Here is a 22,774-nt window from a genome sequence, read left to right as displayed (position 1 = left end):
GGCCCAATCCGGGACCGTTAAAATTATTTAATGCCGGATTTTCGGCCAGTAGGTCTCGTAATTGAAGTTGGGGCTGTGCTTGGGCACGTGGCATTGCGAGCAGGCCCCGCGCGCCTCTTCGGCGAACCCGCCCGCAGGCGCCCGGCTGTGCTCCAGCCTGGCACCGTGACACATTTCGCACTGCACGTTTTTCAACTCTGGCGTGTCGATCTCGCTGATGAACCCGCCCGGCTTTTCAAACCCCGTGGTGTGGCACTTCAGGCATTCCGGATCGAACGACTTGTTGACTTCCTTCAACGTGGCATAGGCGTGCGCGTGGCGCGAACCGGACCACGTTTCATGCGCGTCCGCGTGACAGGTTTTGCAGGTGGATTCGGCGGCGTACACCTGCGTGCGCTCCTTGGCGCGCTTGGCCTTCAACGTCTCGAAAAACAGCGCTTCGATTTCCTGGTTGTATTCGTCATGCAGGGCGGTCATCTCCGCGTCGTCCGGGATTTTGGAATCCAGCCGCACCATGCGGTGCTTGTAGGTTTTTTCACCGCCCTCCACCGTAACGCGCAACTCTCCCATTTTTTGCCCCAAAGGCGCGGCCTGCGCGAATATCTTGCCGCCTTTTTGCACCGGCTGCATGTCGATTTTGTCCGACTCGTCCTCGATATGGCCGTTGATCACGACATCGACGCCGTCGAGGTCGAGCAGGCCCAACGCCTTCTCACGCTTCATGTGGGTGAGCAGGACGACGAGGTCGGGCTGTCCGTTCCGTTCGATCTCCGGCAGGAGTTCCTTCACCGCCTCTGCCGGGTCCTGCATGGTGATCTGGCTGTGGCCGGAGACGTAGAACAGATCCGGATCGGCCACGGCGAGCACCGTTACGTTAAGCCCGTTGTCAAAGGTCTGGGTACGGTACCGTGGAAAGTTCATGCCCTCGATCTGCATGTTGGAGGCAAGCCATGGGATGCCTTCCTGTTTTTTCAGGAATTCGTCGCCGTACAGCAAATCGCGGTCGCCCAGCGTCACCGCGTCGTAGTTCATGCGCGCCATGGCGGTCAGCAGATAGCGTGCCTTGATGCGCCCCTGCCTGGTGGATTCCTTGAAGTTGTCGCCGAGATCGACGAACAGCAGATTGCTTTCCTCCGGCGTCACGCTGTTCAAGTAACCCATCCTGCGCTCGATGCCGCCCTGGTCTTCCTCCTTCGCACAGCCGCAGGGTTTCAGTTCGCCCAGCGTGTTGCCGGAAAAAACGATCAACACTTCGCGGGGAGGGGAATCGGTTGGCGGGTTTCCTGACGACGCGTGCGACTCCGGCAAAGGCGAACAGGCGGCGAGCGCCCAGCCCAACCCGGCCAAAATGAAGGACAATGCAGTTCTCATCAACATGTGCAGGGTGTTTCCTTAACAAGTTCAACGGTTTCAATGTATCGGAAATCCGGCTTCAAGGCAAACCTTCGGCTGTGTTCCTGCATCCTACTTTATAGAGCTCTCCGTTCGAGGTTTATTTGGAGGCCGCCCCCAAACGCGGTACCATAAATCAAAAATCATATCAGGCGCTTCATGACCGAGAAATTTGAAATCCACATGCACAGCAACTTTTCCGACGGGGAATTTTCGCCCTCGGAGCTGGTGGACATTGCCTGCAAAAATGGCGTCTCCATTCTGTCGCTCACCGACCACGATACTTTCTCGGGGATTCCGGAATTCATCGACGCCGGAGAGAAGGCGGGATTGACCGTATTTCCGGGCATCGAGATGACGGTCAAGTACGGCGATTTTCAACTGCACGTGCTCGGTTACTTCAAGGATCTGGCGAGCATCCGGCCGTCATTATGGGACCGGGTCGAGACCATGAAAGCGCAACGTGAGGAACGCATGCACGCCATGATCGACAAACTGAACGACGTGGTGCCGGACCGCTTTCAGGGGCAGATCACGTTCGACAACGTGCAGAAGGCGGCGGAGGGGGTGCTGGCGCGGCCGCATCTGGCGCGTGAGATGGTGCGGCTCGGCATCGTCAAGCACACCGGCGAGGCGTTCGAAAAATACCTCGTGCAGTACAACGTCCAGCGCGAAAACATCCATGTCGATGAGGCGCTGAAACTCATGCGCGAAAGCGGCGGCGTGCCGATCATTGCGCATCCCGGCGAGCGCACCTACGCGCTCCACCGTCCGGACAAGGGCATCGGCTTCGACGACATCCCGCCGCGTCTGGAAGAATTGAAAGCGATGGGGCTGATGGGGCTGGAGGCGATTTATCCCTACCACGAGAAAACCGGCAAGGTGGATTACTTCCTCAAACTGGCGGAAGACCACGGCATGATCGCCACCGGAAGCCGCGACTTCCACGGCTTCAACACGCACCAGACGCCGGACGTGCTGGGCACGACGAAGATGGAACCCACCTTCCTCGAGCAGTTCCGCCAGGCCTGGGGCTGAGCGGTTCGGCCACCCACTTTAAAATTTTTCGGAAAAATCAGAACAGCGGTTTTTGCGGCGTGTCGTTGTTGGACGACGGCGTGAGGCCGAAGTGGTGGAACGCGGCGTCGGTCACCACCCTGCCGCGCGGCGTGCGGTGCAGGAGTCCGCACTGGATCAGGAACGGTTCGTACACGTCCTCGATGGTGTCGCGCTCTTCGTTGATCGACGCCGCCAGGCTGTCGATGCCCACCGGCCCGCCCTTGAACTTCTCGATCATCGTCAGCAACAGTTTGTGGTCCATCTTGTCGAGGCCGATGCGGTCCACTTCCATCATTTCCAGCGCCCGTTCGGCGATGGGGCGGGTGATGATGCCGTCGCCTTTTACCTGCGCGTAATCGCGCACGCGGCGCAGAAGCCGGTTGGCGATGCGCGGCGTGCCGCGCGACCGTTGTGCCACCTCGCGCCCGCCGTCGTCCGTCATGTCCACCTTCAATATTTCCGCCGAGCGGTGCACGATTTTTTTCAGGTCTTTCGGCGTGTAGTAATCGAGCCGGTGCACCACGCCGAAGCGGTCGCGCAAAGGCGAGGTCAACAATCCCGCCCGCGTGGTTGCGCCGATCAGGGTGAACGGCGGCAGGTCGAGTTTGATCGAACGTGCGCTGGGTCCCTGGCCGATCATGATGTCGAGCTTGAAGTCCTCCATCGCCGGGTAAAGGATTTCCTCAATGATGCGCGGCAGGCGGTGGATCTCGTCGATGAACAGCAGGTCGCCTTCCTGCAGGTTGGTGAGCAGAGCCGCCAGGTCGCCGGACTTTTCGATGACCGGGCCCGACGTGCTGGTGAGCGCCGCGCCCATCTCCGAGGCGATGATATTCGCGAGCGTCGTCTTGCCCAGACCCGGCGGGCCGTAAAACAAAACGTGGTCGAGCGTCTCGCCGCGCATCTTCGCCGCCGACAGGAAGATGGCGAGGTTCTCCTTCACCTTGTCCTGTCCAATGTATTCCGCAAACGTGCGCGGGCGCAGGCTGGTCTCGAACTGGGCTTCCTGCGTGTCCAGCGTGTAACGGGTTTCGGGATTTTCGCGGTCGGATTCCATGCGGTTGTGTTCAGGACAGGCGGTTGAGGCTTTCCTTGATGAGGGTTTCGAGCGCCGGGGTGTCCGCCTGTTCCTCCCAGACCTGTTTCAACGCCTTTTCCGCGTCGCCTTTTTTGTAGCCGAGGTTGATGAGCGCCGAGAGCGCGTCTTCCAGCAGGCGGTGCGTCGTGCCTGCCGCGGGTGTTTCTCCCGACATCTTGTCCATCTTCGCCAGCTTGTCCTTGAGTTCCAGCACCAGCCGCTCGGCGGTTTTGCGTCCCACCCCCGGTACGGTGCTGATGCGCGCCACGTCGTTTTTGGCGATGGCGTCCAGAAGCTCGTCCACCGGCATGCCGGAGAGGATGGCGAGCGCCAGCTTCGGTCCCACTTTGTTGATGCCGATCAGCGTCTCGAAAATCTGTGTTTCCTCCTCGCGCAGGAAGCCGTAAAGTTTGAACGTGTCTTCCTTGTGGTAGCTGTGGATGAGGAGGGTGACGGGATTCCCGATCTCCGGCAGTTCATAGTAGTTGTTGAGCGAGATGAAGGCTTCGTAGCCGACTCCGTGCACATCGACGATCACGGAAACGGGCGTCTTGCGGGCGAGGGTGCCGTTCAAATGCGCGATCATGGTTTCATCTCCTGGAGGACAGGGCTTCTTTCAAGCGGTTGGAGGTTCCGTGGTTGTGCAGATGACAGATGGCCACCGCCAGCGCATCCGAGGCGTCGAGCGGTTCGGGTTTTTTCTTGAGGCGGAGCAGGGTGGTGACCATGTCCCGCACCTGGTTTTTGTCGGCGCGTCCGTAACCGACGGTGGACAGCTTGATTTCAAGGGGCGTGTATTCGGCGATTGCCAGGTTGGCGTTGACCGCCGCAAGCAATGCCACGCCGCGCGTCTGCCCGAGCTTGATGGTGGACTGGGCGTTGACCGCGAAAAACAAATCTTCGATGGCCACGACCTCCGGCCGGTACTCGTCGATGACGCGGGTGAGTTCGTCGTAGATGGCTTTCAACCGTTCGGGAAAGGGAGTGCGGCTTTTCGACTTGATGCTTCCCCAGTGGATGCTTTTCAGGGTTTTGCGGTCCGACTCGACGATGCCGTATCCGGTGCAGTTACTGCCGGGGTCGATGCCGAGAACACGCATGGGTGGTTTCCCCGTAGGTTGAGTTTCCATTCCGCGCCGGGTCGAGAAGTCCAGGCGGTCAAGCGCTTTCGTCGATTGCGGCCATCACCTCTTCCGGGATATCGAAATTGGAATAGGCTTTCTGCACGTCATCGTGATCTTCGAGCAGGTCCATGAGTTTCAGGACGGCGCGCCCGTTCTGTTCGTCCACCGGCACGGTGTTCTGCGGGATGGCGGTGATCTCCGCGAATTCGATCGGCACCTCTTTGTCCTTGAGCGACTGGTGTACGGTCTCGAAGTTTTCCATGGAGGTGGTGATCTCGTACTGGTCGCCGGTGTTCTGCATGTCGTCCGCCCCGGCTTCCAGCGCCAGCTCCATCATCGCGTCCTCGTCCATCGCATCGCTTTTGACCAGGATCAGCCCCTTTTTCTCGAAGATCCAGGAGACGCAACCGTTCTCACCCATGTTGCCGCCGTTCTTGCCGAGCAGGGCGCGGATTTCCCCGACGGTGCGATTTCTGTTGTCGGTCATGACCTCGATGAGGATGGCAACGCCGCCGGGTCCGTACCCTTCATACGTGATTTCCTCATAGTTTGCGCCTTCCAGCTCGCCCGTGCCTTTCTTGATGGCACGGTTGATATTGTCATGCGGCATGTTCTGCTCTTTGGCCGCGGCGATGGCCGTGCGCAGGCGCGGATTGGCGTTGGCGTCTCCCCCGCCGAGACGCGCGGCGACGGTGATTTCTTTAATCAGTTTGGTGAAGATCTTGCCGCGCTTGGCGTCGGCGGCACCCTTCTTGTGCTTGATGGTGGACCACTTGGAATGACCGGACATGGGCTTAACTTCCTGAATGAATTGACTCTTCCCGGCTAAAATAGCACAAATTCAAAAACTCGGCAAATAATCGTAGCCTGGCAAACCATTCTTCGTTTTCGCGTTGCAATCGAAAACGAATGCCGCTACCGTGGCGCGGTTGCGCGCACCGGAAGGTTGGGTATAACATGGTGTAACTTAAACGCTTTTGAGTTTTGGCATGGACGATCGCACGCAGGACAAAGCCGAACCCGAGGCCCCGAAAACGAAAATCGTGGAAATTCTATGGAACGGGCGCGAGCCCATTAAAGCCCGCTCCGGAGAGACCATCGTGCACGCGTTGTGGAACGCGGGGCAGGGGAAACTCGTGAGGACGGGGTGCGTCGGTGGTGTCTGCGGCGCCTGCACGGTGACGGTGCGCCTGCCCGACGGCCAGCCCAGCAGTACGGAACTGGCCTGCATGTGCCTGGTGAAAGACGGCATGCAGGTGTTTCCATTCCCGGTGAACGCGATCCCGCCGGTCGAGCCGAAAGCCGGAGCGACAGCCGACGACCTGCGCGCCGCGTACCCGACGCTCGACCGTTGCACCAAGTGCGGCAGTTGCACTGTTGCGTGCCCCATGTCGATCCCGGTGATGGAATCGGTTCTGCGCATGCAGAGAGGCGAGTTCGAGCAGGTGGCGGAAGACTTCACCACCTGCATCCACTGCGGCCTGTGCCGCGCGGTGTGCGAGGACAAGGTGAAGCCGCACAACATGGGCCTCTGGGTGCGGCGTTCGCTCGGTATGGATTGCGATCGATCGGCGTTGGAAGAAAAAATCGCGGCACTGCAACAGGACGGCGCGCAGGCGGAATGGGATTACCTGCTGAACGTCGATCCCGCGGAACGCTTCGAGCGCGCCAAAGAGATCCGCAAGAACGGGAGGATGGCATGACCTTCGACTGGGCGGCGGAGTCGATCGCACAAGTCCACCGCACGCGGGCGTTGCGCAAGGACGAAGACTTTCCCGATTTGAGCGAGGACGAGGCGAATGCCCTGATCCGCCAGCACCACCCGGATTACGTCGGCGCCGAACGGCAGATAAGAGTGGGGCCGAATGCCAATCGCGGTGAGTTTCCTTTGGAACTGGCGGAGTTGCTGGAATCGGACAGCCCATTGCCGGCCGACTTTGCGCCGAAGGTGGACATCGAAACCGACGTGCTGATTTTGGGCGGCGGCGGTGCGGGCGTGGCGGCGGCGCTGGGACTCGAAAACTCCGGCCTCACTGTGCACCTGGCGACGAAACTCCGGCTGGGCGATTCCAACACCGTCATGGCCGAGGGCGGCATCCAGGCGGCGCTCGGACCCGACGATTCTCCGCGGCGCCACTTCGCCGATGCGTACGTCGGCGGCCACGGCAAGAACGACCCCGATCTCCTCAAAATTTTATGCGAGTCCGGCCCGCCCAGCATTCAATGGCTGGTGCAGTTGGGCGTGCTGTTCGATCCGGGCGACAACGGCCTGTTCCGGCTGAAGGCGGGCGGCGGCACTTCCGTGCCGCGCGTGCTGGCCTGCCGCGACTACACCGGGCTCGAGATCATGCGCGTCCTGCGCGATGCGGTGATGGGCGGCAGTACCCAATTCCTTGAGAACGAAGCGGCGGTGGAACTGCTCGACGACGGGCAGGGCCAGGTGACGGGTGCGGTGTTGTGGAATACGGAAACGGGTCAACTCACCACCGTGTCGGCCCGGGCGGTGATCCTCGCCACCGGCGGCAGTGGGCAGTTGCGTTTCCAGAATTTTCCCACCAGCAACCACATGGGCGCGACCGGCGACGGCCTCATTCTCGCCTACCGGCAGGGTTGCTCGCTGGTGCATCTCGAAAGCTACCAGTACCATCCGTCCGGCGCGGCGTATCCGGAAGCGCTGGCGGGTCAGTTGGTCACAGAATCGATCCGCTCCAGTGGGGCGCAGTTGTTGAACGCCAACGGCGAACGGTTTGTCAACGAACTCACTTACCGCGACGTCGTGGCGGCGGCCGTCATCAGGGAAGCGGCGGAGGGCCGCGCCGTAATCACGCCGCACGGACGCCAGGGGGTGTGGCTGGACACGCCGATGATCGATCTGTTGAAAGGCGAGGGCACGCTGGCCAGCCAGTTTCCCGGCCTCATCCACCGGTTCAAACGCTACGGCATCGACCCCGTCCACCAGCCGGTGCTCATCTACCCGACGCTTCATTACCAGAACGGCGGGGTGAAGGTGGACACTCAATGCAGAACCGAACGCATTGGCCTGTGGGCGGCGGGGGAGGTGACCGGCGGTTTGCATGGCACCAACCGGTTGATGGGCAACTCGCTTCTTGATATCATTGTGTTCGGTCGGCGCGCCGCCGAGTCCGTGCAGAACGATCTGCCGGAACGCAAGGGTGTGACGCTGACGGCGCTCAACCGGTTCCGCGAGGCGCTTAAGAGTCTGCCCGAGGCGGACGGCCAAACCGCACCGCAGTTGTACCCGCTGGTCTCCAACATGAAATTCGCAACCGCCCCCGCACCCGAGGCGGCGACGGAACCGAAGGCAGGCGGAGGCACGTTCAACCTGTCGGAACCCCCGGACCCGTTTGCGGGCCGGTGATCAGTAAAAATAACAGTTTGCTGGCATCCCTCAACCCCGCGGCGCACCCCGCCGCCCAGCCGAAACGGATCCCGTCATGAGCGACACCCATTCATCCGCACCCAACAGCCCCGTACAACGCGTCACTGTCCGCCGTGGCCGCCGGCAATGGCGCAACGTGCCGACGCGCATGCTGGCCCTCGCCATCCGCCAGGGCAAACTGCGCCGCGATGATGAGTTTTCTCTCGATGGCATGCACTGGAGCCGGCTGGATGCGAATCCGCGACTGGCTCAGTTGTTTCCCGAACCGGCGGGCGCCAACGTCTTTCATCCCTCCACGCCGCCTAAAGTGGAAGCGCAGTTGGACGAACTCGCCCGCCTCATGCGCGACATCAATCAATAAACCCGGCACGGCATGGAACCCATATCAACGCTTCTCGTCTTGTTGCTGGTGGGAGGCGGAATCTGGTTTTTCCTTAAAAAAGGCAAGGGAACTCTCGCCACCGGACCCAGCGTGGTGTCGGTTTTAAGGCAACTCGGCAACGAGTACAAAATCATCGAAAACGCCACCGTGCCCACCCCCGACGGCATCATCCAGATCGATTATCTCGTGGTCTCTCCCTACGGATTGTTTGTCATCAACGAGCGCAACGACTCCGGCCGCGTGCGCGTGCAGGCGGGGCAACGCGAATGGGAAGTGCGCGGCATGGGCGGCGGCACACTCATTTACAATCCGCTGTGGCGCAACCGGCAGGCGATCAACCACATCGAGAACAAACTGGGCGACCTGCCCATCGCGTCGTTGGTGGTGTTCCCGAATGCGAAGCTGGAAGGGATTCCGGACGGAGAGGTGGTCACTGGAAAGCAGTTGTTGCCTGCCATCCGGAAGGCGCGGCACGAGGTTTTGAGCGCAGAACAGCAGGAGTCGGTGCTGACGTGGTTCGGTGGGCGGTGAAGATTGGGGGGAGTTCAGGCGATGAGGTCGATCAGGCCTCCCGTCGAAGACCCCTCGGGGCCGCCAACCGTTAGGTTCAGCAGGTCGAGCAGGGCCTGACTTTGTGCTTCTGTGGCTTTGAGGGCCAGTTGCAACGCTTCCGCCGAGGTTGGCACGGCCTGAGGGGCGGCGCTGGAAGCGGCTGGGGCGCTTACGGGATCAACCATGAGTCGTGTCCTCGTTGTGAATAAAGTCTTCCCTTATCTCTGCTTTACGGCAGGGAGTGAGAAAACTTGAGTGATTTTTTGCCGGAATTTTCAAAAAAGCTCAGATTTTTGATTCCGGGCTGGATCCAGGCCTTGGACGGGACCGGGGCTTGAGATACAATTCGTTTTTAAAACTCTTTACGGACCGGAAATTGAAGGAATGAGCCTTATGAAGACGTGTTGGACGTGGTGTTGGGTGGCGTGTGGATTGTTGCTGGCTGCGCTGGCGAGCCCGGCGTGGGCGGATGACGATTTCAAAACCGGAAGCAAGTTTTATCAAGGTGGCGCGCCCAAGGGCTGCCCCATCGATAAAACCACCATCTGTACCATGGAGATCTGGCTGGAGTACAAACACAAGAAAAACAAAAAGCAGTTGTGGCAGGTGCTCAAGGACAAGCACATCAAGGTGCTGGGCCACACCATCCAGTTCTGGCGGCCGCGTGGCGGGCATCCGCCGACCAACATCGCCATCGGCGGCGGCCTGAGTGCGGAAGACGCCCGCTGGGCCATCGAGTTCGCCCTCAGGTACAACGACAACATCGACGGCCTCATCTTTCAACGCCTCAATCCACCCCATTACGTTGCTGTGGCGACCTCCGCGTGGGACGCTAAATCCGAGACCAAGATCACGCCGGAGCAACTGGAGCAGTTGCGCGATCCTAAGCTGACCACCCCGGAGTTCCACGCGTTGTACGTGGAACTGACCGGGGAGCGGAAGAAAGGTCAGCCGTTTTATTGATGCGGGGCGGAGGTTATTCCGCCACCATTTCCAACTGCTCCAGCACCATCGGGAACAGGATGTTGTTTTCCTTGTGGACATGCAGGTGCGTGTCCAGCGCAAACCGGTGCAGTTCATCCAGCATCAGCTGGTAAGAGCGGCACGCGTCCTCCGGCGGCGTGTAGCTGTGGGTGATGTCTTTGATCTTTTGCAGCAGGTCGCCGGCGAGGTTGTGCTCCATCAACATGATGCGGATGGGGTTTTGAATGCTTCCGCAATGGAAGGTCTGTGCTTCCTGCGTCCCGTCCATCTTGCGGATCATGGGGAACAGCACGCGCTCTTCCTTGATGAGGTGCGGACCCAGGTCCTGCACCAGTTCGGTGTACACCGCTTCCAGATCCTTGAGCTCCGGGTGGTTGTGCCCGTGCGCCGCGACCACCTTTTCGATCAACTGCATGATCCGGGGCATCGCCGCTTTCAGGTACACGTGATGAGTTTTCTCGATGTGGTTGACCCATTCGGTGGCCGTGACGGCAGATTGGGCGACCTGCTCTCCGGCGCTTTCAGGAGCGTGGAATGCCACAACCCGATCGAACACCTTTTGCGGGTCCATGCCTTTTTGGCGGCAGGCTTCCTCAAAGGGCGTCTGGCCACCACAGCAGTAGTCGATTCCCAGCTCCTCGAGCAGGGCGGCGCGGGCGGGGTGATCCTCCACGAACTGGAAAACCGGAGTATGAACGGTGAGCGGGATTTTCGTCGTGCGCATGATGGGTCTCCTTCCAAGGGTGATGATGTAGGGCCTTATTTTTAAACTATTTTTGCATAAAATAGATAATTGGATATTTTTATCTTCTTTTGCTAATATAGAGGTGTGGGAGCAATCTGTCAAGACGAATTGTTTCTCAATCGGGAGGTGTTTGAACCATGTTATCCCAGACAGCCGAATACGCGCTTCGCGCCGTGGTGGCGCTGGCGGCAAAACCGGACACCCCCTTCACCACGAAGCGGCTGGCGGAAGAAACGCAGGTGCCGTCACCTTACCTGTCCAAGGTCCTGCAGGCGCTGGCCCGGGCGGACCTCGTGAAATCGCAACGAGGCCTGCACGGTGGGTTTGTGCTGGCGCGTGCGGCGGGGGAGGTCACTCTGCTCGACGTCATCAACGCCGTGGACCCGATCCGTGCCATCGAGTCGTGTCCGCTCAACCTGAAGCAACACGGCGCGAATTTGTGCCCCCTGCACAGCCGGATCAACGCCACCATCCTGATGATGCGGGATGTGTTTAAGAGTTCGACCATCGAGGAGATTTTGCAGGAAGACTCCACCAGCAAACCGTTGTGCGAAAGCGGGCCCTCGTGACGTATAGGCCGCGGAACCGCTTGCGACAGGCTTCGGCGGGGGTGCGGCTTTTGTGAAAAGTTTGACAAATTTTTACGGATTTGATAGAAGCAACACTTCTGGCACCGATTGGGTCCCACCGGTTCAAATAATTGTTTTTCCGTATAAAATGGCAGGGACGGTTTAAAAGGGACGTATCCCGGGCGTCTGCTCCCCGGCACTTTGTATTTTGTCCATCACTTTCATTTTGATAAGGAAGGTCCGGTACCATGCCTGATTTAGGTTGGATCCACATCCTCGTTGCCCAGGCGGAAGGACAACAGCCCGAGCCGCCCGGCGGCGCGCTTTCGTTTCTGCCGCCGCTCATCATCATGTTCCTCATTTTCTATTTCGTGCTCATCCGCCCGGAACAGAAAAAGCAGGCCAAAGCCCGCCAGATGCTCAACGAACTGAAGGAAGGCGAGAACATCGTCACCTTGAGCGGCATCCACGGCACCATCAAGAAGATCAAGGATGATGTGGTGACGCTCCAGATCGCCGACAACGTGCGCATCAAGATCGAGCGTTCCGCCATCGGCCGCGTTAAGGGCACCAGCGAATCCCGCCCCGAAGGCAAAAAAGACAAAGACAAAGACAAAGATAAAGATAAAGAAACAGACAAAGACGAAAAAGATAAAGAGTGAGCTTCTGACGGCCTGATATGTTTCGTGATCTCAAATGGAAAATCCCGCTGATTCTTGCCGTGCTGTTGGGCGCGGTGTGGCTGGCGTACCCTGTGAAGGAAAAGATCAATCTCGGTCTTGACCTGCAGGGTGGCATGCACCTCGTTCTGGAAGTGCAGACCGAGAAAGCAGTCGAAAGCACGCTCGAGCAGAGGGCCGACGACATCAAGCGCGCCCTGCAGGATGAGGACATCGAACTCGAACGCGTGTTCGCCCTGCAGGAGGACATGACCATCCACATCATCCTGGTCGATACCATCGATTCCCCCGCGACCACGGAAGCGGTCAAAAGCTACCCCAGCATGAAGCTCTTGGGCACGGAGCGCGAGGGGCTGGAGTTGATCTACCAGGTTACGAAAGAAGAAATCAAATACATCAAGGAGAACGCCGTCCAGCAGGCGCTTGAAACCATCCGCAACCGCGTCGACCAGTTCGGCGTCTCGGAACCCGCCATCCAGGTGCAGGGCGAGCGGCGTATTCTGGTGCAACTGCCGGGCATCGAGGAGCCGGAGCGCGCTATCAACCTGATCGGCAAAACCGCGCGGCTGGAGTTCAAGGCGGTGGACGAGTCGATGAGTCCCCAGCAGGCTCTTAAGGAAGGCGCGCCGATAGGCAGTGAGGTTCTTTATCAGCGCATCGTAAACGAGGAAACCGGTGAAGTGACGAAGGAGCCGTTCCTCATCAAGGAACGCGCCATCATGACCGGCGACAGCCTCACCGCCGCCGAAGTCCGCTTCGACAACCAGTTCAACGAACCGTACGTGGCGCTCACTTTTAACAGCCTGGGCGGCCAGCAGTTTTACCAGCTTTCCAAAGATTATCTCGGCAAGCGTGTCGCCATCGTGCTCGACAACAATGTCTATTCCGCGCCGGTGATCCGGGAAGAGATTCCCGGCGGCCGCGCACAGATCACGGGTCGTTTCACCACCGACGAAGCGCGCGACCTGGCCATTGCCCTGCGCGCGGGCGCACTGCCGGCGCCGGTGGTCATTCTCGAAAACCGCACCATCGGCCCGTCCCTCGGCCGCGACTCGGTGGAAGCGGGCGTGACGTCTATCGTTGCCGGATTCGTGGCGGTGCTCATTTTCATGATGATCTACTATCGCCTGTCAGGTGTGATCGCGGTGACCGCGTTGTTCCTGAACTTGATTCTGTTGCTGGGGGCGCTGGCCTACTTCGGTGCGGCGCTCACCCTGCCGGGCATCGCCGGTATCATCCTGACCGTCGGCATGGCGGTCGATGCCAACGTGCTGGTTTTCGAGCGCATACGAGAGGAAATCCGGATCGGCAAACCCGTGCGCGCCGCTATCGACGCCGGTTTCGCCAAGGCGCTCAGCACCATTGTTGACGCCAACGTCACCACGTTCATTGCCGCCATCGTCCTGTTCCAGTTCGGCACCGGACCGATCAAGGGCTTCGCCATCACGCTCTGCATCGGCATCGCGGCCAGCATGTTCACCGCGGTGTTTGTGAGCCGTACCATTTTCGATTCCGCCATGGCGCGGAAAAAGATCAACACCCTCAGCATCGGCTAGAGAGACCAAATCAGGCATATGGAACTGATCAAAAAAGAAACCCGATTCGACTTCATGGGCAAGATCAAGGGCGCCATGGTTTTCTCCGGCCTGTTGATTCTGATCAGCATCGCGTCCATCGCCGTGCATGGCGGCCTCAAGTATGGCATCGACTTCGCCGGCGGCACCCTGGTGCAGTTGCGGTTTCCGACGCCGCCGTCCATCGACAGTGTCCGCAACGGGCTCAAGGAAGTCGGGCTGGGGGACAGCACCATCCAGAAATTCGGCACGAAGAATGACATCCTGATTCAACTCGAAGGTTCCGAGGAACAATTGCAGGAAGTCGGTTCGCAGGTGACCGGTGCCCTGGAAAAAAGCCTGGGCATCACCGGCATCGAAGTGGAGCGCGTGGAAATGGTTGGCCCCAAGGTGGGCCAGGACCTCAGGCAGAAAGCGGTGCTGTCGATCGTCTACGCCATCATCGGCATTATCATTTACATCTCGTGGCGGTTTGAATTCCAGTACGCGATCGCCGCGATCATCGCACTCATTCACGACGTGGTCATCACCATGGGTGCGTTCTCCGTGCTGGACAAGGAGTTCACGCTGGTCATCGTCGCCGCCTTTCTCACCATCATCGGTTATTCGTTGAACGACACCATCGTCGTGTTCGACCGCATCCGCGAAAACACCCGCCGGCGCGGCAAGGAGACCCTGGCCTCGCTCATCAACATCAGCATCAACCAGACCCTGAGCCGCACCCTGCTGACCTCCGGCACGACGTTGCTGGTGGTCATTGCCCTGTTTTTCCTTGGGGGCGAGATCATCCACGATTTCTCCTTCGCCCTTTTGGTGGGCATTGGCATCGGCACCTACTCTTCCATCTTCATTGCCAGCGTGTTCCTCGTGTTTTGGGAAGCCCGTTCCAAGCGTCCGAAAAAAGCCTGAATTTCGTATATCCTTACCTTTGACTTTCCCCACATTGCGTCCCTTCGGGATATAAAGTTGCATGCCCGCGGAGTGCGTGATAAATTCGATTCCATAACAGGTACTCGTTAAATACCCATAAATACGGCGTTCCATGAATCCTCAATTGCAAAAACTGGTCTCCGTCCAGCAAATGGATAACGAAATCGGCGAAATCCAGGAGATGGCGGACCTCATCCCCAAACAGGTCGTAGCCGGGGAAAAGGAATTGGAAGGCAAGAAGAGCGCGCTGAACGCGCTTCAACGGGAAATCGAAGAGCTCAAGAAAAAACGGAAACAGTGCGAGCAGGACGTGCAGGCGGAGCAGGACCGCATCGCCAAAACCAAGGCAAAACTTCCTACGGTGAAGACCAACAAGGAATACAGTGCCATCCTGACCGAAGTCGATGCCATCAAGAGCAAGATCGACGGCATCGAGGAAAAGGAACTGGAAGTCATGGAAGCGCTGGAGGAGAAGGAAGCGCAGATCCCGGATCTCGAAAAAGAATTCAACGGCGAGTGCCAGAAATTCGACGAATACAAAAAGAAAAAAGAAGAAGAGTTGAAGCGCACCCAGGCGGAGTTGCAGGGACTCGAAGCCAAGCGCCAGGAGGCGATGGAATCCGTCGATGCCAGAATGGCGGCGCATTACGAAAAACTGCGCAAGGCCCGCGGCGTGGCGGTGGTTCACATCGAGGGCGAGGTATGCCAGGGGTGCCACCAGCAGATCCAACCGCAGGTGGCGCTGGAGGTGCGAACGTCCCCCGACAAGATTCACCAGTGCCAGTTCTGCGACCGGTACCTGTATTTCATCCCCAAACCCGAAGAGGAAACGGAAACCGAAACGGCGGTGTCGAAGTAAACTGGATGATCGCTGTCCCGCGCCAGCGGGAGGGAGGAAAGTCCGGGCTCCACAGGGCAGGATACTCCGTAACGCGGAGTGGGGGCGACCTTAAGGAAAGTGCCACAGAAAACAAACGGCCCACCCGCAGGGCAACCTGCGGCGGCAAAGGTGAAAAGGTGGGGTAAGAGCCCACCAGTGCCGCCGGTGACGGTGGTAGCTGGCAAACCCTATCCGGAGCAAGATCAAATAGGAAAGCGCTTGAGGGCGGCCCGTCCGATGCTTTCGGGTTGATCGCTCGAGCCTGTCGGCAACGGCAGGCCTAGATTGATGATCATCGCTCCGTGCCTCGGCATGGAGAACAGAACCCGGCTTACAGGTTTACTTCCTGCCGTCCAGCTTCCGGGCGGCCGCGCCGTTTCGGCGTCTTCTTCGGTTTCATTCTCATTCCCGGCCGTGGCCCCGGTCACGTGGATATCGAACCAGATTGTTCCGGCTCCGGGACGGTCAATCCCCATCTAGGTTTTACCCATTATGCGTTTTTCTTTTTTTCTGCCCAGAAACTTCATCGCCGCTTTGTCCCTGACCCTGCTTGCGGGCGGGTGCATGATCCTGCCCACACAAACGCTTGAGCAGGCGGTTGTGTATAACAACCAGAAGGAAGTGCGGCGGCATCTGAATGAAGGTGTCGAGGTCAACAAACCCGGCACGGAAGGCAAAACCGCGCTCCACTTCGCCGCCGAAAAAGGCCGCGAGGAAGTCACGCGTATCCTGCTCGACCGCGGCGCCAACGTGAACGCCCGCGACAGCGACAAACGCACGCCCCTGCTCCTCGCCGCTCACGAAGGCAACGAGATGGTGGTGCGCATCCTGCTCGAAAACGGCGCCGACCTTGGCGCCACGGACGATCTCGGCAGGAACGCCCTGCATCACGCCGCGTTGAGCGGACGCCAGCGTGTGGCGCTCGAACTCATTCAGCGCAAACTGCCGGTCAATCAACCGGACAAAAAGGGATACACGCCCCTGTACCTGGCGGTGCTGGGGAACGAAACGGAGATGGTGAAATTTCTGATTCATAAGGGAGCTTCGGTGAACCCGCCGGGGCCGTCGCCCATCATCGCCGCCGCCCGCCAGGGCAATGACCGCATCGTGGAGGTTCTTCTCACCAACCGGGCGCCTTTGTACGGCCCGCCACAGGCCGAGGACACGCCGCTCCACATCGCCGCGCAGAAAGGGCATTTTCACGTGGTGCGGGTCCTGCTGGACCGGGGCGTGGATGTGCATCGAAAAAACAAGGCGGGTAAAACGGCTTTGTATTATGCGGTGGACTCCAACCACAGCACGGTGGCGGAAATGCTGATCGACAAGGGAGCCGATCCCAATCAGCATGTGCCGGAAGGGAGCCTCCTGCACGTTGCGGCTGAAAAGGGGAATTACAGCGTGGCGAGGACGTTGATCGAAAAGGGCATCGCCCTGACCACCAAAAACGGCAAGAACCAGGATCCCTTGGACGTTGCCATCGAGCACGCCCACCAGAACGTCGCCGACCTCATCACCTCCGAATTGGTGAAGCGCAAGCAGGCGGGGCGTTGATCACGCATTAAATAAAAAAAAGCCGTCCCGTTTGGGACGGCTTTTTATTTTTACGGAAACCCTCAGGGAATGAACTCCCAGAACGTGAGTCCCTTGAGCGTGCGCTTCACCAGCTTGCCGCGCTGGTAGATGGGACTGCCGCGGATCAGGCGATAGATGTCCGAGATCACCGACTTGTTGTCGCCGAAGTAGGAATGCCCGATCAGGTTGGTGTCCAGGCGCGACACGTCGATGGAATCCAGCCCCGGCAGGGTGAGGATGCCGCCGGTGGAGTCGCCCGCCCGTCGATACCCGTTCACTTCGCGCGAGATGATGAGTGCCTGGTCGCGGCTCGATGCATACAGCGTGGTGCGGGCCGTGATGCGTTTGAACTCGGCGAACAGTTTCTGAAACTCGATCTGGTCGATGTCCGGCGCCGCCAGAATGACCTCGTCGAAGATCGGGCCTTCCTGTTCTTTCATCTCCAGCGCGAGATCGTGCAGGGCGTTGGTGAGCGCCACGCTCCCCATGCTGTGCGCCACCAGGTACACCGACTTCGCCTGCGTTCCCTTGTGCAGGGTTTTGAGGAACTGGCGCAGGTCGATCGCCGCGGCGCGGATGCGGTTGGCGTCCTTGATGTAATCCTGCGCCTGTCCGTTCGACGGCCAGCTGAACACCACCGAGGTGCCGTCGAACTCGAGATCATAAGCCAACTGCGCCGCGCGTTGCACCGCATACTCGAAGGTGTTGTTGAAACCGTGCACGAACACCAGCATGGCCGGGTGATTGGCTAGGTTGCCGTTCAAGCGTTCGAGAAACACCTCTTTGCTCAGCCGCCCCGCGTTTTTCAGGATCACGTGTTTTTTCGGATCTTCCTCTTCCAACTGCACTTCGAAAATCGTCAGCGGCGTGGTGAGGCTTCCCTTGCTCCGCATCTTCGGATCGGTGGGCACGGAGATGGTGGCCACGCCGTACTCCAGCTCATCCCCCGCCTCGCCGCCGTAAAACTTGGGCGAGGTTTTGATGCCGGTGTATTTACGCGTGGTGCCATAGAAAACATTCGCCACCACGAAGCCCTTCTGCTGCTTGGCCGTGTCTTCAAATAAAGGCATGGTGGCTCCGATTTCCTCGGTGCCGCTGGGGGTGTGTATTGCCGGTTGCTCGAACTGCGGTTCTTCAAACGAGGGCGTCTCGGCGGATATCGTGGGGTGTTCGGGTTTTTCCGCTTTTGGCTCGGTAAACGATTCGGCGGGCTGCTGGGGCGGTTTCTTCTCAAATGCTTCGTCGCCGGGAAACTTTTTCTCGATGGCGGCGACGGCATCGGGCTTTTGTTTTGCCGTGCTGGTCGTGGGCTTGGAGGTTTCTACCTTTGCGGAAGACGAAGGGCTCTTCGTTGTGTGCCACGGTCCGGTCTGCGCGCAGGCCAGCCAGAACGGGACGATTGCAAGCAGGCAGGCGATTTTAAAAAGGGGTTTGGATTTCATCGGGACACTCTTTCTGCATGCGGGATAACGGATGCGGTCAGGACGCGGCCCTATTATAAAGATTTTGCGGTGAATTGTCAGGGGCCCACTGGATGGCGCTGTAAATCTGATAGGGCGCGCACTTGGACTGGAAGGGGGTCCACAGACCATCATTCATCCCTGGGATGGTGCCCAAGGGCCCTCCCGGCGAGGCCGGGATTAGGACAGGTCGAACTTCAGTTTCAGTTCTTTGAGCTGTTTGGGATCGATGGCGGAGGGGGCCTGCGTCATCAGGCATGTCGCCTTCTGCGTTTTGGGGAAGGCGATGACATCGCGGATGCTCGCCGCGCCGCAGAGGATGGTGGCGATGCGGTCGAGGCCGAAGGCGATGCCGCCGTGCGGCGGTGCGCCGTACTGCAACGCTTCCAGCAGAAAGCCGAACTTCGCCTGCGCTTCTTCCTTGTTGATGCCGAGCAGGCCGAACATCTTTTCCTGCACGTCCTGATTGTGGATACGGATACTGCCGCCGCCGATCTCACTGCCGTTCAGCACGAGATCGTACGCCCGCGCCCGCATGGAGCCGGGGTCCGATTCCATCTTGCCCAAGTCCTCTTCCATGGGCGACGTGAACGGGTGGTGCATGGCGACGTAGCGTTTTTCCGTTTCGTCCCATTCCAGCAGGGGGAACTCCGTCACCCACGCGAAGCGGATGAGGCTGGTGTCGATCAGGTTCAGGTGTTTGCCGATGGCGAGGCGCAGGTGCGCCAGCGAGTCGGCGACGATGCGCGGCGAGTCGGCGGCGAAGACGATGGTGTCGCCCACTTCCGCTCCGAGTTTCGCCATCATCGCGTCCAGCATTTCCTTCTTGAAGAACTTGGCGATGGGCGACTGCAACCCGTCGGCATTGACCTTGATCCACGCCATGCCCTTCGCGCCGTAAGTTTTCGCGACTTCGGTCAGGTCGTCGAGCACCTTGCGCGACAGCGCTTCCGAACTTTTCTTGGCGTTCAGCGCGCGCACCTGCCCGCCGTTTTTGAGTGCCTCGGCGAACACTTTGAAGTCGGTGCCTTCCACTTCTTTTGAAAGATCGACGATCTCCAGATCGAACCGCAGGTCCGGTTTGTCCGAGCCGTAGCGGTCAATCGCGTCCTGGTATTTCAGAATCGGGAACGGCGTCGGGATATCGATCCCCTTCACCTCTTTATAGATCGTCTTCATCATCGACTCGATCAGTTGGAACAACTGCGGCTCGTCGATGAACGACAACTCCATGTCGATCTGCGTGAACTCCGGCTGGCGGTCCTGGCGCAGGTCCTCGTCGCGAAAGCATTTCGTGATCTGGAAATAACGGTCGAGTCCGGACACCATCAGGATCTGTTTGAACAACTGCGGCGACTGCGGCAGGGCATAGAACTTTTCCGGGTTGAGGCGGCTTGGCACCAAATAGTCTCGCGCGCCTTCCGGCGTGCTCTTGGTGAGCATGGGCGTTTCCACTTCCGTGAAGTCCGCTTCGTGCAGGACGTTGCGCACCACGCGGGTGATGTCGTAGCGGGTCTTGAGATTGCGTTGCAGGTCCGGCGAGCGCAGGTCGAGGTAGCGGTGCTTCAGGCGCAGCGCCTCGGAAACCTCCGCCTCCTCCCAGCCGGGGAAGGGCGGCGTCTCGGACTTGTTCAGGATAGCGAGATCGGAAACATAGACCTCGATCGCGCCGGTTTCCAGTTTGGGATTCACCATGCCTTCCGGCCGCTTGCGCACGGTGCCGGTGACGGCGATGACGTAGTTGCCGCGGAGCGACTGCGCTTCCTGGTGGGCGAGCTGGTCGATCTGCGGATTCAACACCACCTGCGTGAGACCGCGCTTGTCCCACAGGTCGATGAAAATGAGTCCGCCGTGGTCGCGCCGGGTGTGCACCCAGCCGCAAAGGGTGACGGTTTTGTCGAGGTCGCCCTCGCGCAATTCATTGCAATGGTGGGTTCTTATGAATTTCTGGGTCATGGAAGCGGTGGTGAAATCGGTTTAAATAGCTGAAAAATGGAAGCCAACAAGTTACTCAAATTGTCCCGCAGTTGCAAGGGGATAATTGCCATCGGGGCGGGGGCAGGGGCGGCAGAACCGCTTGGAGCCGTGTCGTGGCGGGGTCACCCTTCATTGGAACGCGACTCATCCGGCGCGGCGGAATCGTCCCCGCCTTCCTCCGGCGGCTCTTCGGTGGCGGTGGCGGTCTCTTGCCGGGCCAGTTCCGCTTTCAACTGCTGGCGGCGTGCCTCCAGCTCCGCCTGCTGTTTCTCGCGTTCCTTCTTGCGTTGCTGGTACTCGATCACCATCTGCGGCTTCACCTTGATGGCGACGGGGATGTTCACCGTGCCGCAGGAACGCACGCACACGCCGCACCCCGTGCACACGTCCTTGTGGATGGTCGGCCGCATCTCGCGATCCTGCGTGATGGCACCCGGAATGGGGCAGTCGATCAGGCACTGCTGGCAGAAGGAGTCGCCGTAGGCCTGGCATTTTTTCTTGTCCAGAATGGCGTATCCCATCTCGACGTTGCGCGGACCGCCCGGCACCGGCAACAGCGCCCCTTCCTGGCAGGCGGCGATGCACGGCAGGCCGTCGCACATGACACACGGCACCTTGGCCGGGTCGATGTACGGCGTGTCCATGATGAGGAAGCCCATCTTCTTCGGCACCTTCAGGATGGCGTCCTTCGGGCAGGCGTTCACGCAGTCACTGCATCGCGTGCAGGCGTTTAGAAACTCGCGCTCGGAAATCGCCCCCGGCGGGCGCAGAAGGGGCGGGCGCTTGGTGATTTTGTCGAAGGCGGTGTTGACCTTGTCGATCTTGCCCTGGATGTTGTCCACCGTCGGCTTGGCGAAGAAGTGGACGCTCTGGCGGAGCATGTAGCGCCGGTCCATTTCCTTGTCGTCGGGATCGCGCTCTTCTTCCTCCTGCGGCGGGATTTCGGTGGAGGCGTCGTGCGCTTCCAATTCCGTCGCTTCCGCAGTTGTGTCTTCGGCTCCTGCGGCTGTGGGTGCGCCGTCTGTGGATTCGCCTTCGGCGGCGAGGGCGGGTTTCGGCGCGGCCTTGGGTTTGGGCTTCGGTTTCGGCTTGGGGGTTTCGAATTCAAGCGAAGGGTAGAAGTATTCCTTCACGCGGCGGAACAACCCTTTTTCCGGTTTCGGTTCTTCCTCGACCGCCGCATCGGATGGAGTCTCCCCGGTGGCGTCCGCGACGGCCCCCTCCGCATCGGCTTCGGCCGTCCCTTCGATGATCCCGGTCCCGGCGGGCTCGAGGCCGTCCTCGGCCTTGGCCTTTTTCTTCTTTTTGCGTTTTTTCTTTTTGACGGGATTTCGTTCGGCTTCGAGGCGTTCGGATTCGTCCGAGTATTCTTTCAGGCGGTTGAGGTGGGAGAACAGGCCGCGGCGGGAGAATTCGGATTCCTCGATGGGTTTCTTCACCGCATCCTTGAAGTGGCGGACCGCTTCAAATTCCATGTCGCTGGAAGTCAGATTGCCGCGCTGGTCCTCGGAGACGTGGTCTTCGTTCGTGCGGATCTTCGGAGGCAGTTTCTTGCCCTTGAATTTTTCCTTGTTGAGGCGGTAGCGGAGCGACATGACGGTCCTATGCTAAAGCGGAAACCACGGATGCGGGTCGGCGCTCAATCGGCGGGGTCCCAGCCCATGTCCCGGGCGATGTTCTTGTAATCGTGCCAGTTCTGCGCGTCGGCGTTTTCCAGCATGTATTCGTCCGTGGCCAGCACCAGCGGGTGCCCTTTGTTGACGAACGACTGCACCGTGGGAAACCGCAGGAGGAAAATGGTGACGGCGATGCGCGCCAGGTCGCGGATGTCCGGTTCGTCCGTGATTTGCTTGATGATCTCTTCGGCGTTATCGGCGGTGACGTTCTGGAACAACTCCGAGGTCTTGTCCTCCAGATCCGGGTGCGTGTCGCAGATATTGGCCGCTTCCAGTTGCAACTCCAGGATGCGTTCGTAATCTTCCTCGTCGAATTCGCCGTCCATCTTGCCCTGTTCCCAGGCGGAGCCTTCCTTGTTGCGGTTGCCCGGCTCGTCCTTACGTTCGGCGGTTTCACAAAATGCCAGATTTGCTTCGTCCAGCATGATTTTGGCTTTGATTTCGGGACTGGTCTCGTTTCCTGCCATGATTCTATTTTCCACTCCTCTTCGGGGGTGTTGACGGTTTTGCGTTCGGCCCACGACCGTGGCGTCCGGTCGTGCCAACGGGACCCAAAACAACCCGTTAACTCAGGACTCTTCCGATGAAACCCATCCTAACACAAGTGCTTGACCTACCGGAATCAAAACCCGGCGGGACAAGATGCGGCCCGATCGGGGCCGGCCGAATTGGAAAATTCCTTTAATTTTCCATGTGTGGTCAGAAATGATCCAGCAAATATGATAGCATAAGGCCGATAT

23 protein-coding genes and 1 other RNA gene are annotated in these 22,774 nt (G+C 59.4%); 13 read left to right on the top strand and 11 right to left on the bottom strand.

Annotation, left to right across the window (positions count from 1 at the left end; genetic code table 11):
* Positions 1-27: 27 nt before the first annotated feature.
* Positions 28-1,377, bottom strand: a complete 1,350-nt coding sequence (locus J2S31_RS10475; RefSeq protein WP_237099037.1) for a multiheme c-type cytochrome — start codon at positions 1,375-1,377, stop codon at positions 28-30.
* A gap of 174 nt (positions 1,378-1,551) precedes the next feature.
* Between J2S31_RS10475 and J2S31_RS10470 the strand changes: the two genes are divergently transcribed.
* Positions 1,552-2,430 (top strand): PHP domain-containing protein, encoded by an 879-nt coding sequence (locus tag J2S31_RS10470; protein ID WP_237099036.1) that lies wholly within the window; start codon positions 1,552-1,554, stop codon positions 2,428-2,430.
* Between the two features lie 37 nt (positions 2,431-2,467).
* Here J2S31_RS10470 and ruvB read toward each other — a convergent pair whose 3' ends face one another.
* Genes ruvB through J2S31_RS10450 form a run of 4 tightly spaced genes read right to left on the bottom strand, consistent with a single transcriptional unit; the run spans position 2,468 to position 5,443 of the window.
* Entirely contained in the window at positions 2,468-3,508 is a 1,041-nt protein-coding gene (gene ruvB / locus J2S31_RS10465) for a Holliday junction branch migration DNA helicase RuvB (protein WP_237099035.1), read from the bottom strand.
* Between the two features lie 10 nt (positions 3,509-3,518).
* A complete protein-coding gene (gene ruvA / locus J2S31_RS10460) occupies positions 3,519-4,115 on the bottom strand; it encodes a Holliday junction branch migration protein RuvA (RefSeq protein WP_237099034.1) in 597 nt (198 codons plus the stop codon).
* Positions 4,116-4,119: 4 nt separating this feature from the next.
* A complete protein-coding gene (ruvC, locus tag J2S31_RS10455) occupies positions 4,120-4,629 on the bottom strand; it encodes a crossover junction endodeoxyribonuclease RuvC (RefSeq protein WP_237099033.1) in 510 nt (169 codons plus the stop codon).
* Positions 4,630-4,687: 58 nt separating this feature from the next.
* Complete coding sequence (locus J2S31_RS10450; RefSeq protein WP_237099032.1) at positions 4,688-5,443, bottom strand: YebC/PmpR family DNA-binding transcriptional regulator; 756 nt, start codon at positions 5,441-5,443, stop codon at positions 4,688-4,690.
* Between the two features lie 199 nt (positions 5,444-5,642).
* Here J2S31_RS10450 and J2S31_RS10445 point away from each other — a divergent pair, with 199 nt between their 5' ends.
* From J2S31_RS10445 to J2S31_RS10430, 4 genes are all read left to right on the top strand, one after another.
* A complete protein-coding gene (locus J2S31_RS10445) occupies positions 5,643-6,356 on the top strand; it encodes a 4Fe-4S dicluster domain-containing protein (protein WP_237099031.1) in 714 nt (237 codons plus the stop codon).
* The gene (locus J2S31_RS10440; RefSeq protein ID WP_237099030.1) at positions 6,353-8,032 is read left to right on the top strand and encodes an FAD-binding protein; all 1,680 of its coding nucleotides are present in this window, start codon (positions 6,353-6,355) and stop codon (positions 8,030-8,032) included. Before J2S31_RS10445 ends, J2S31_RS10440 begins: the two co-directional genes overlap by 4 nt.
* Positions 8,033-8,108: 76 nt before the next feature.
* Complete coding sequence (locus J2S31_RS10435) at positions 8,109-8,414, top strand: hypothetical protein (RefSeq protein WP_237099029.1); 306 nt, start codon at positions 8,109-8,111, stop codon at positions 8,412-8,414.
* A gap of 12 nt (positions 8,415-8,426) precedes the next feature.
* The gene (locus J2S31_RS10430) at positions 8,427-8,966 is read left to right on the top strand and encodes a nuclease-related domain-containing protein (RefSeq protein ID WP_237099028.1); all 540 of its coding nucleotides are present in this window, start codon (positions 8,427-8,429) and stop codon (positions 8,964-8,966) included.
* Between the two features lie 14 nt (positions 8,967-8,980).
* Here J2S31_RS10430 and J2S31_RS10425 read toward each other — a convergent pair whose 3' ends face one another.
* Positions 8,981-9,121, bottom strand: coding sequence for a hypothetical protein (locus J2S31_RS10425; RefSeq protein ID WP_237099027.1), 141 nt, complete (start codon positions 9,119-9,121; stop codon positions 8,981-8,983).
* A gap of 259 nt (positions 9,122-9,380) precedes the next feature.
* Here J2S31_RS10425 and J2S31_RS10420 point away from each other — a divergent pair, with 259 nt between their 5' ends.
* Positions 9,381-9,950, top strand: coding sequence for a hypothetical protein (locus tag J2S31_RS10420; protein WP_237099026.1), 570 nt, complete (start codon positions 9,381-9,383; stop codon positions 9,948-9,950).
* Positions 9,951-9,963: 13 nt separating this feature from the next.
* Here J2S31_RS10420 and ric read toward each other — a convergent pair whose 3' ends face one another.
* Complete coding sequence (gene ric, locus J2S31_RS10415) at positions 9,964-10,695, bottom strand: iron-sulfur cluster repair di-iron protein (RefSeq protein WP_237099025.1); 732 nt, start codon at positions 10,693-10,695, stop codon at positions 9,964-9,966.
* Positions 10,696-10,853: 158 nt separating this feature from the next.
* Between ric and J2S31_RS10410 the strand changes: the two genes are divergently transcribed.
* The 7 genes from J2S31_RS10410 to J2S31_RS10380 all read left to right on the top strand — a co-directional run bounded on the left by J2S31_RS10410 (position 10,854) and on the right by J2S31_RS10380 (position 16,900).
* On the top strand, positions 10,854-11,285 hold the full coding sequence (locus tag J2S31_RS10410; RefSeq protein ID WP_237099024.1) for an RrF2 family transcriptional regulator: 432 nt from the start codon (positions 10,854-10,856) through the stop codon (positions 11,283-11,285).
* A gap of 248 nt (positions 11,286-11,533) precedes the next feature.
* Positions 11,534-11,947, top strand: coding sequence for a preprotein translocase subunit YajC (gene yajC, locus J2S31_RS10405; protein WP_237099023.1), 414 nt, complete (start codon positions 11,534-11,536; stop codon positions 11,945-11,947).
* 17 nt (positions 11,948-11,964) lie between these two features.
* A complete protein-coding gene (gene secD, locus J2S31_RS10400) occupies positions 11,965-13,521 on the top strand; it encodes a protein translocase subunit SecD (RefSeq protein ID WP_237099022.1) in 1,557 nt (518 codons plus the stop codon).
* Between the two features lie 18 nt (positions 13,522-13,539).
* Positions 13,540-14,448 carry a protein translocase subunit SecF gene (gene secF / locus J2S31_RS10395; protein WP_237099021.1) on the top strand — a complete coding sequence of 303 codons (909 nt, stop codon included), beginning with the start codon at positions 13,540-13,542 and terminating at the stop codon, positions 14,446-14,448.
* A 133-nt stretch (positions 14,449-14,581) separates the two neighbouring features.
* On the top strand, positions 14,582-15,328 hold the full coding sequence (locus J2S31_RS10390) for a zinc ribbon domain-containing protein (RefSeq protein WP_237099020.1): 747 nt from the start codon (positions 14,582-14,584) through the stop codon (positions 15,326-15,328).
* An RNA gene (rnpB, locus tag J2S31_RS10385) (RNase P RNA component class A) lies at positions 15,322-15,699 on the top strand. Before J2S31_RS10390 ends, rnpB begins: the two co-directional genes overlap by 7 nt.
* A 142-nt stretch (positions 15,700-15,841) precedes the next feature.
* Positions 15,842-16,900, top strand: coding sequence for an ankyrin repeat domain-containing protein (locus J2S31_RS10380; RefSeq protein WP_237099019.1), 1,059 nt, complete (start codon positions 15,842-15,844; stop codon positions 16,898-16,900).
* Between the two features lie 62 nt (positions 16,901-16,962).
* On the opposite strand, the gene J2S31_RS10375 is transcribed toward J2S31_RS10380, so the two are convergent.
* From J2S31_RS10375 to J2S31_RS10360, 4 genes are all read right to left on the bottom strand, one after another.
* Positions 16,963-18,363, bottom strand: coding sequence for an alpha/beta hydrolase (locus J2S31_RS10375; RefSeq protein WP_237099018.1), 1,401 nt, complete (start codon positions 18,361-18,363; stop codon positions 16,963-16,965).
* 198 nt (positions 18,364-18,561) lie between these two features.
* Positions 18,562-20,337 carry an aspartate--tRNA ligase gene (aspS, locus tag J2S31_RS10370; protein ID WP_237099017.1) on the bottom strand — a complete coding sequence of 592 codons (1,776 nt, stop codon included), beginning with the start codon at positions 20,335-20,337 and terminating at the stop codon, positions 18,562-18,564.
* 143 nt (positions 20,338-20,480) lie between these two features.
* Positions 20,481-21,953 carry a 4Fe-4S dicluster domain-containing protein gene (locus J2S31_RS10365; protein WP_237099016.1) on the bottom strand — a complete coding sequence of 491 codons (1,473 nt, stop codon included), beginning with the start codon at positions 21,951-21,953 and terminating at the stop codon, positions 20,481-20,483.
* Between the two features lie 44 nt (positions 21,954-21,997).
* Positions 21,998-22,501 carry a hypothetical protein gene (locus J2S31_RS10360; protein ID WP_237099015.1) on the bottom strand — a complete coding sequence of 168 codons (504 nt, stop codon included), beginning with the start codon at positions 22,499-22,501 and terminating at the stop codon, positions 21,998-22,000.
* Positions 22,502-22,774 lie beyond the last annotated feature (273 nt).

It is taken from the genome of Nitrospina gracilis Nb-211 (assembly GCF_021845525.1).
GTDB classification, from domain to species: Bacteria; Nitrospinota; Nitrospinia; order Nitrospinales; family Nitrospinaceae; genus Nitrospina; species Nitrospina gracilis_A.
This window is presented reverse-complemented; position numbering and strand designations above follow the sequence as displayed.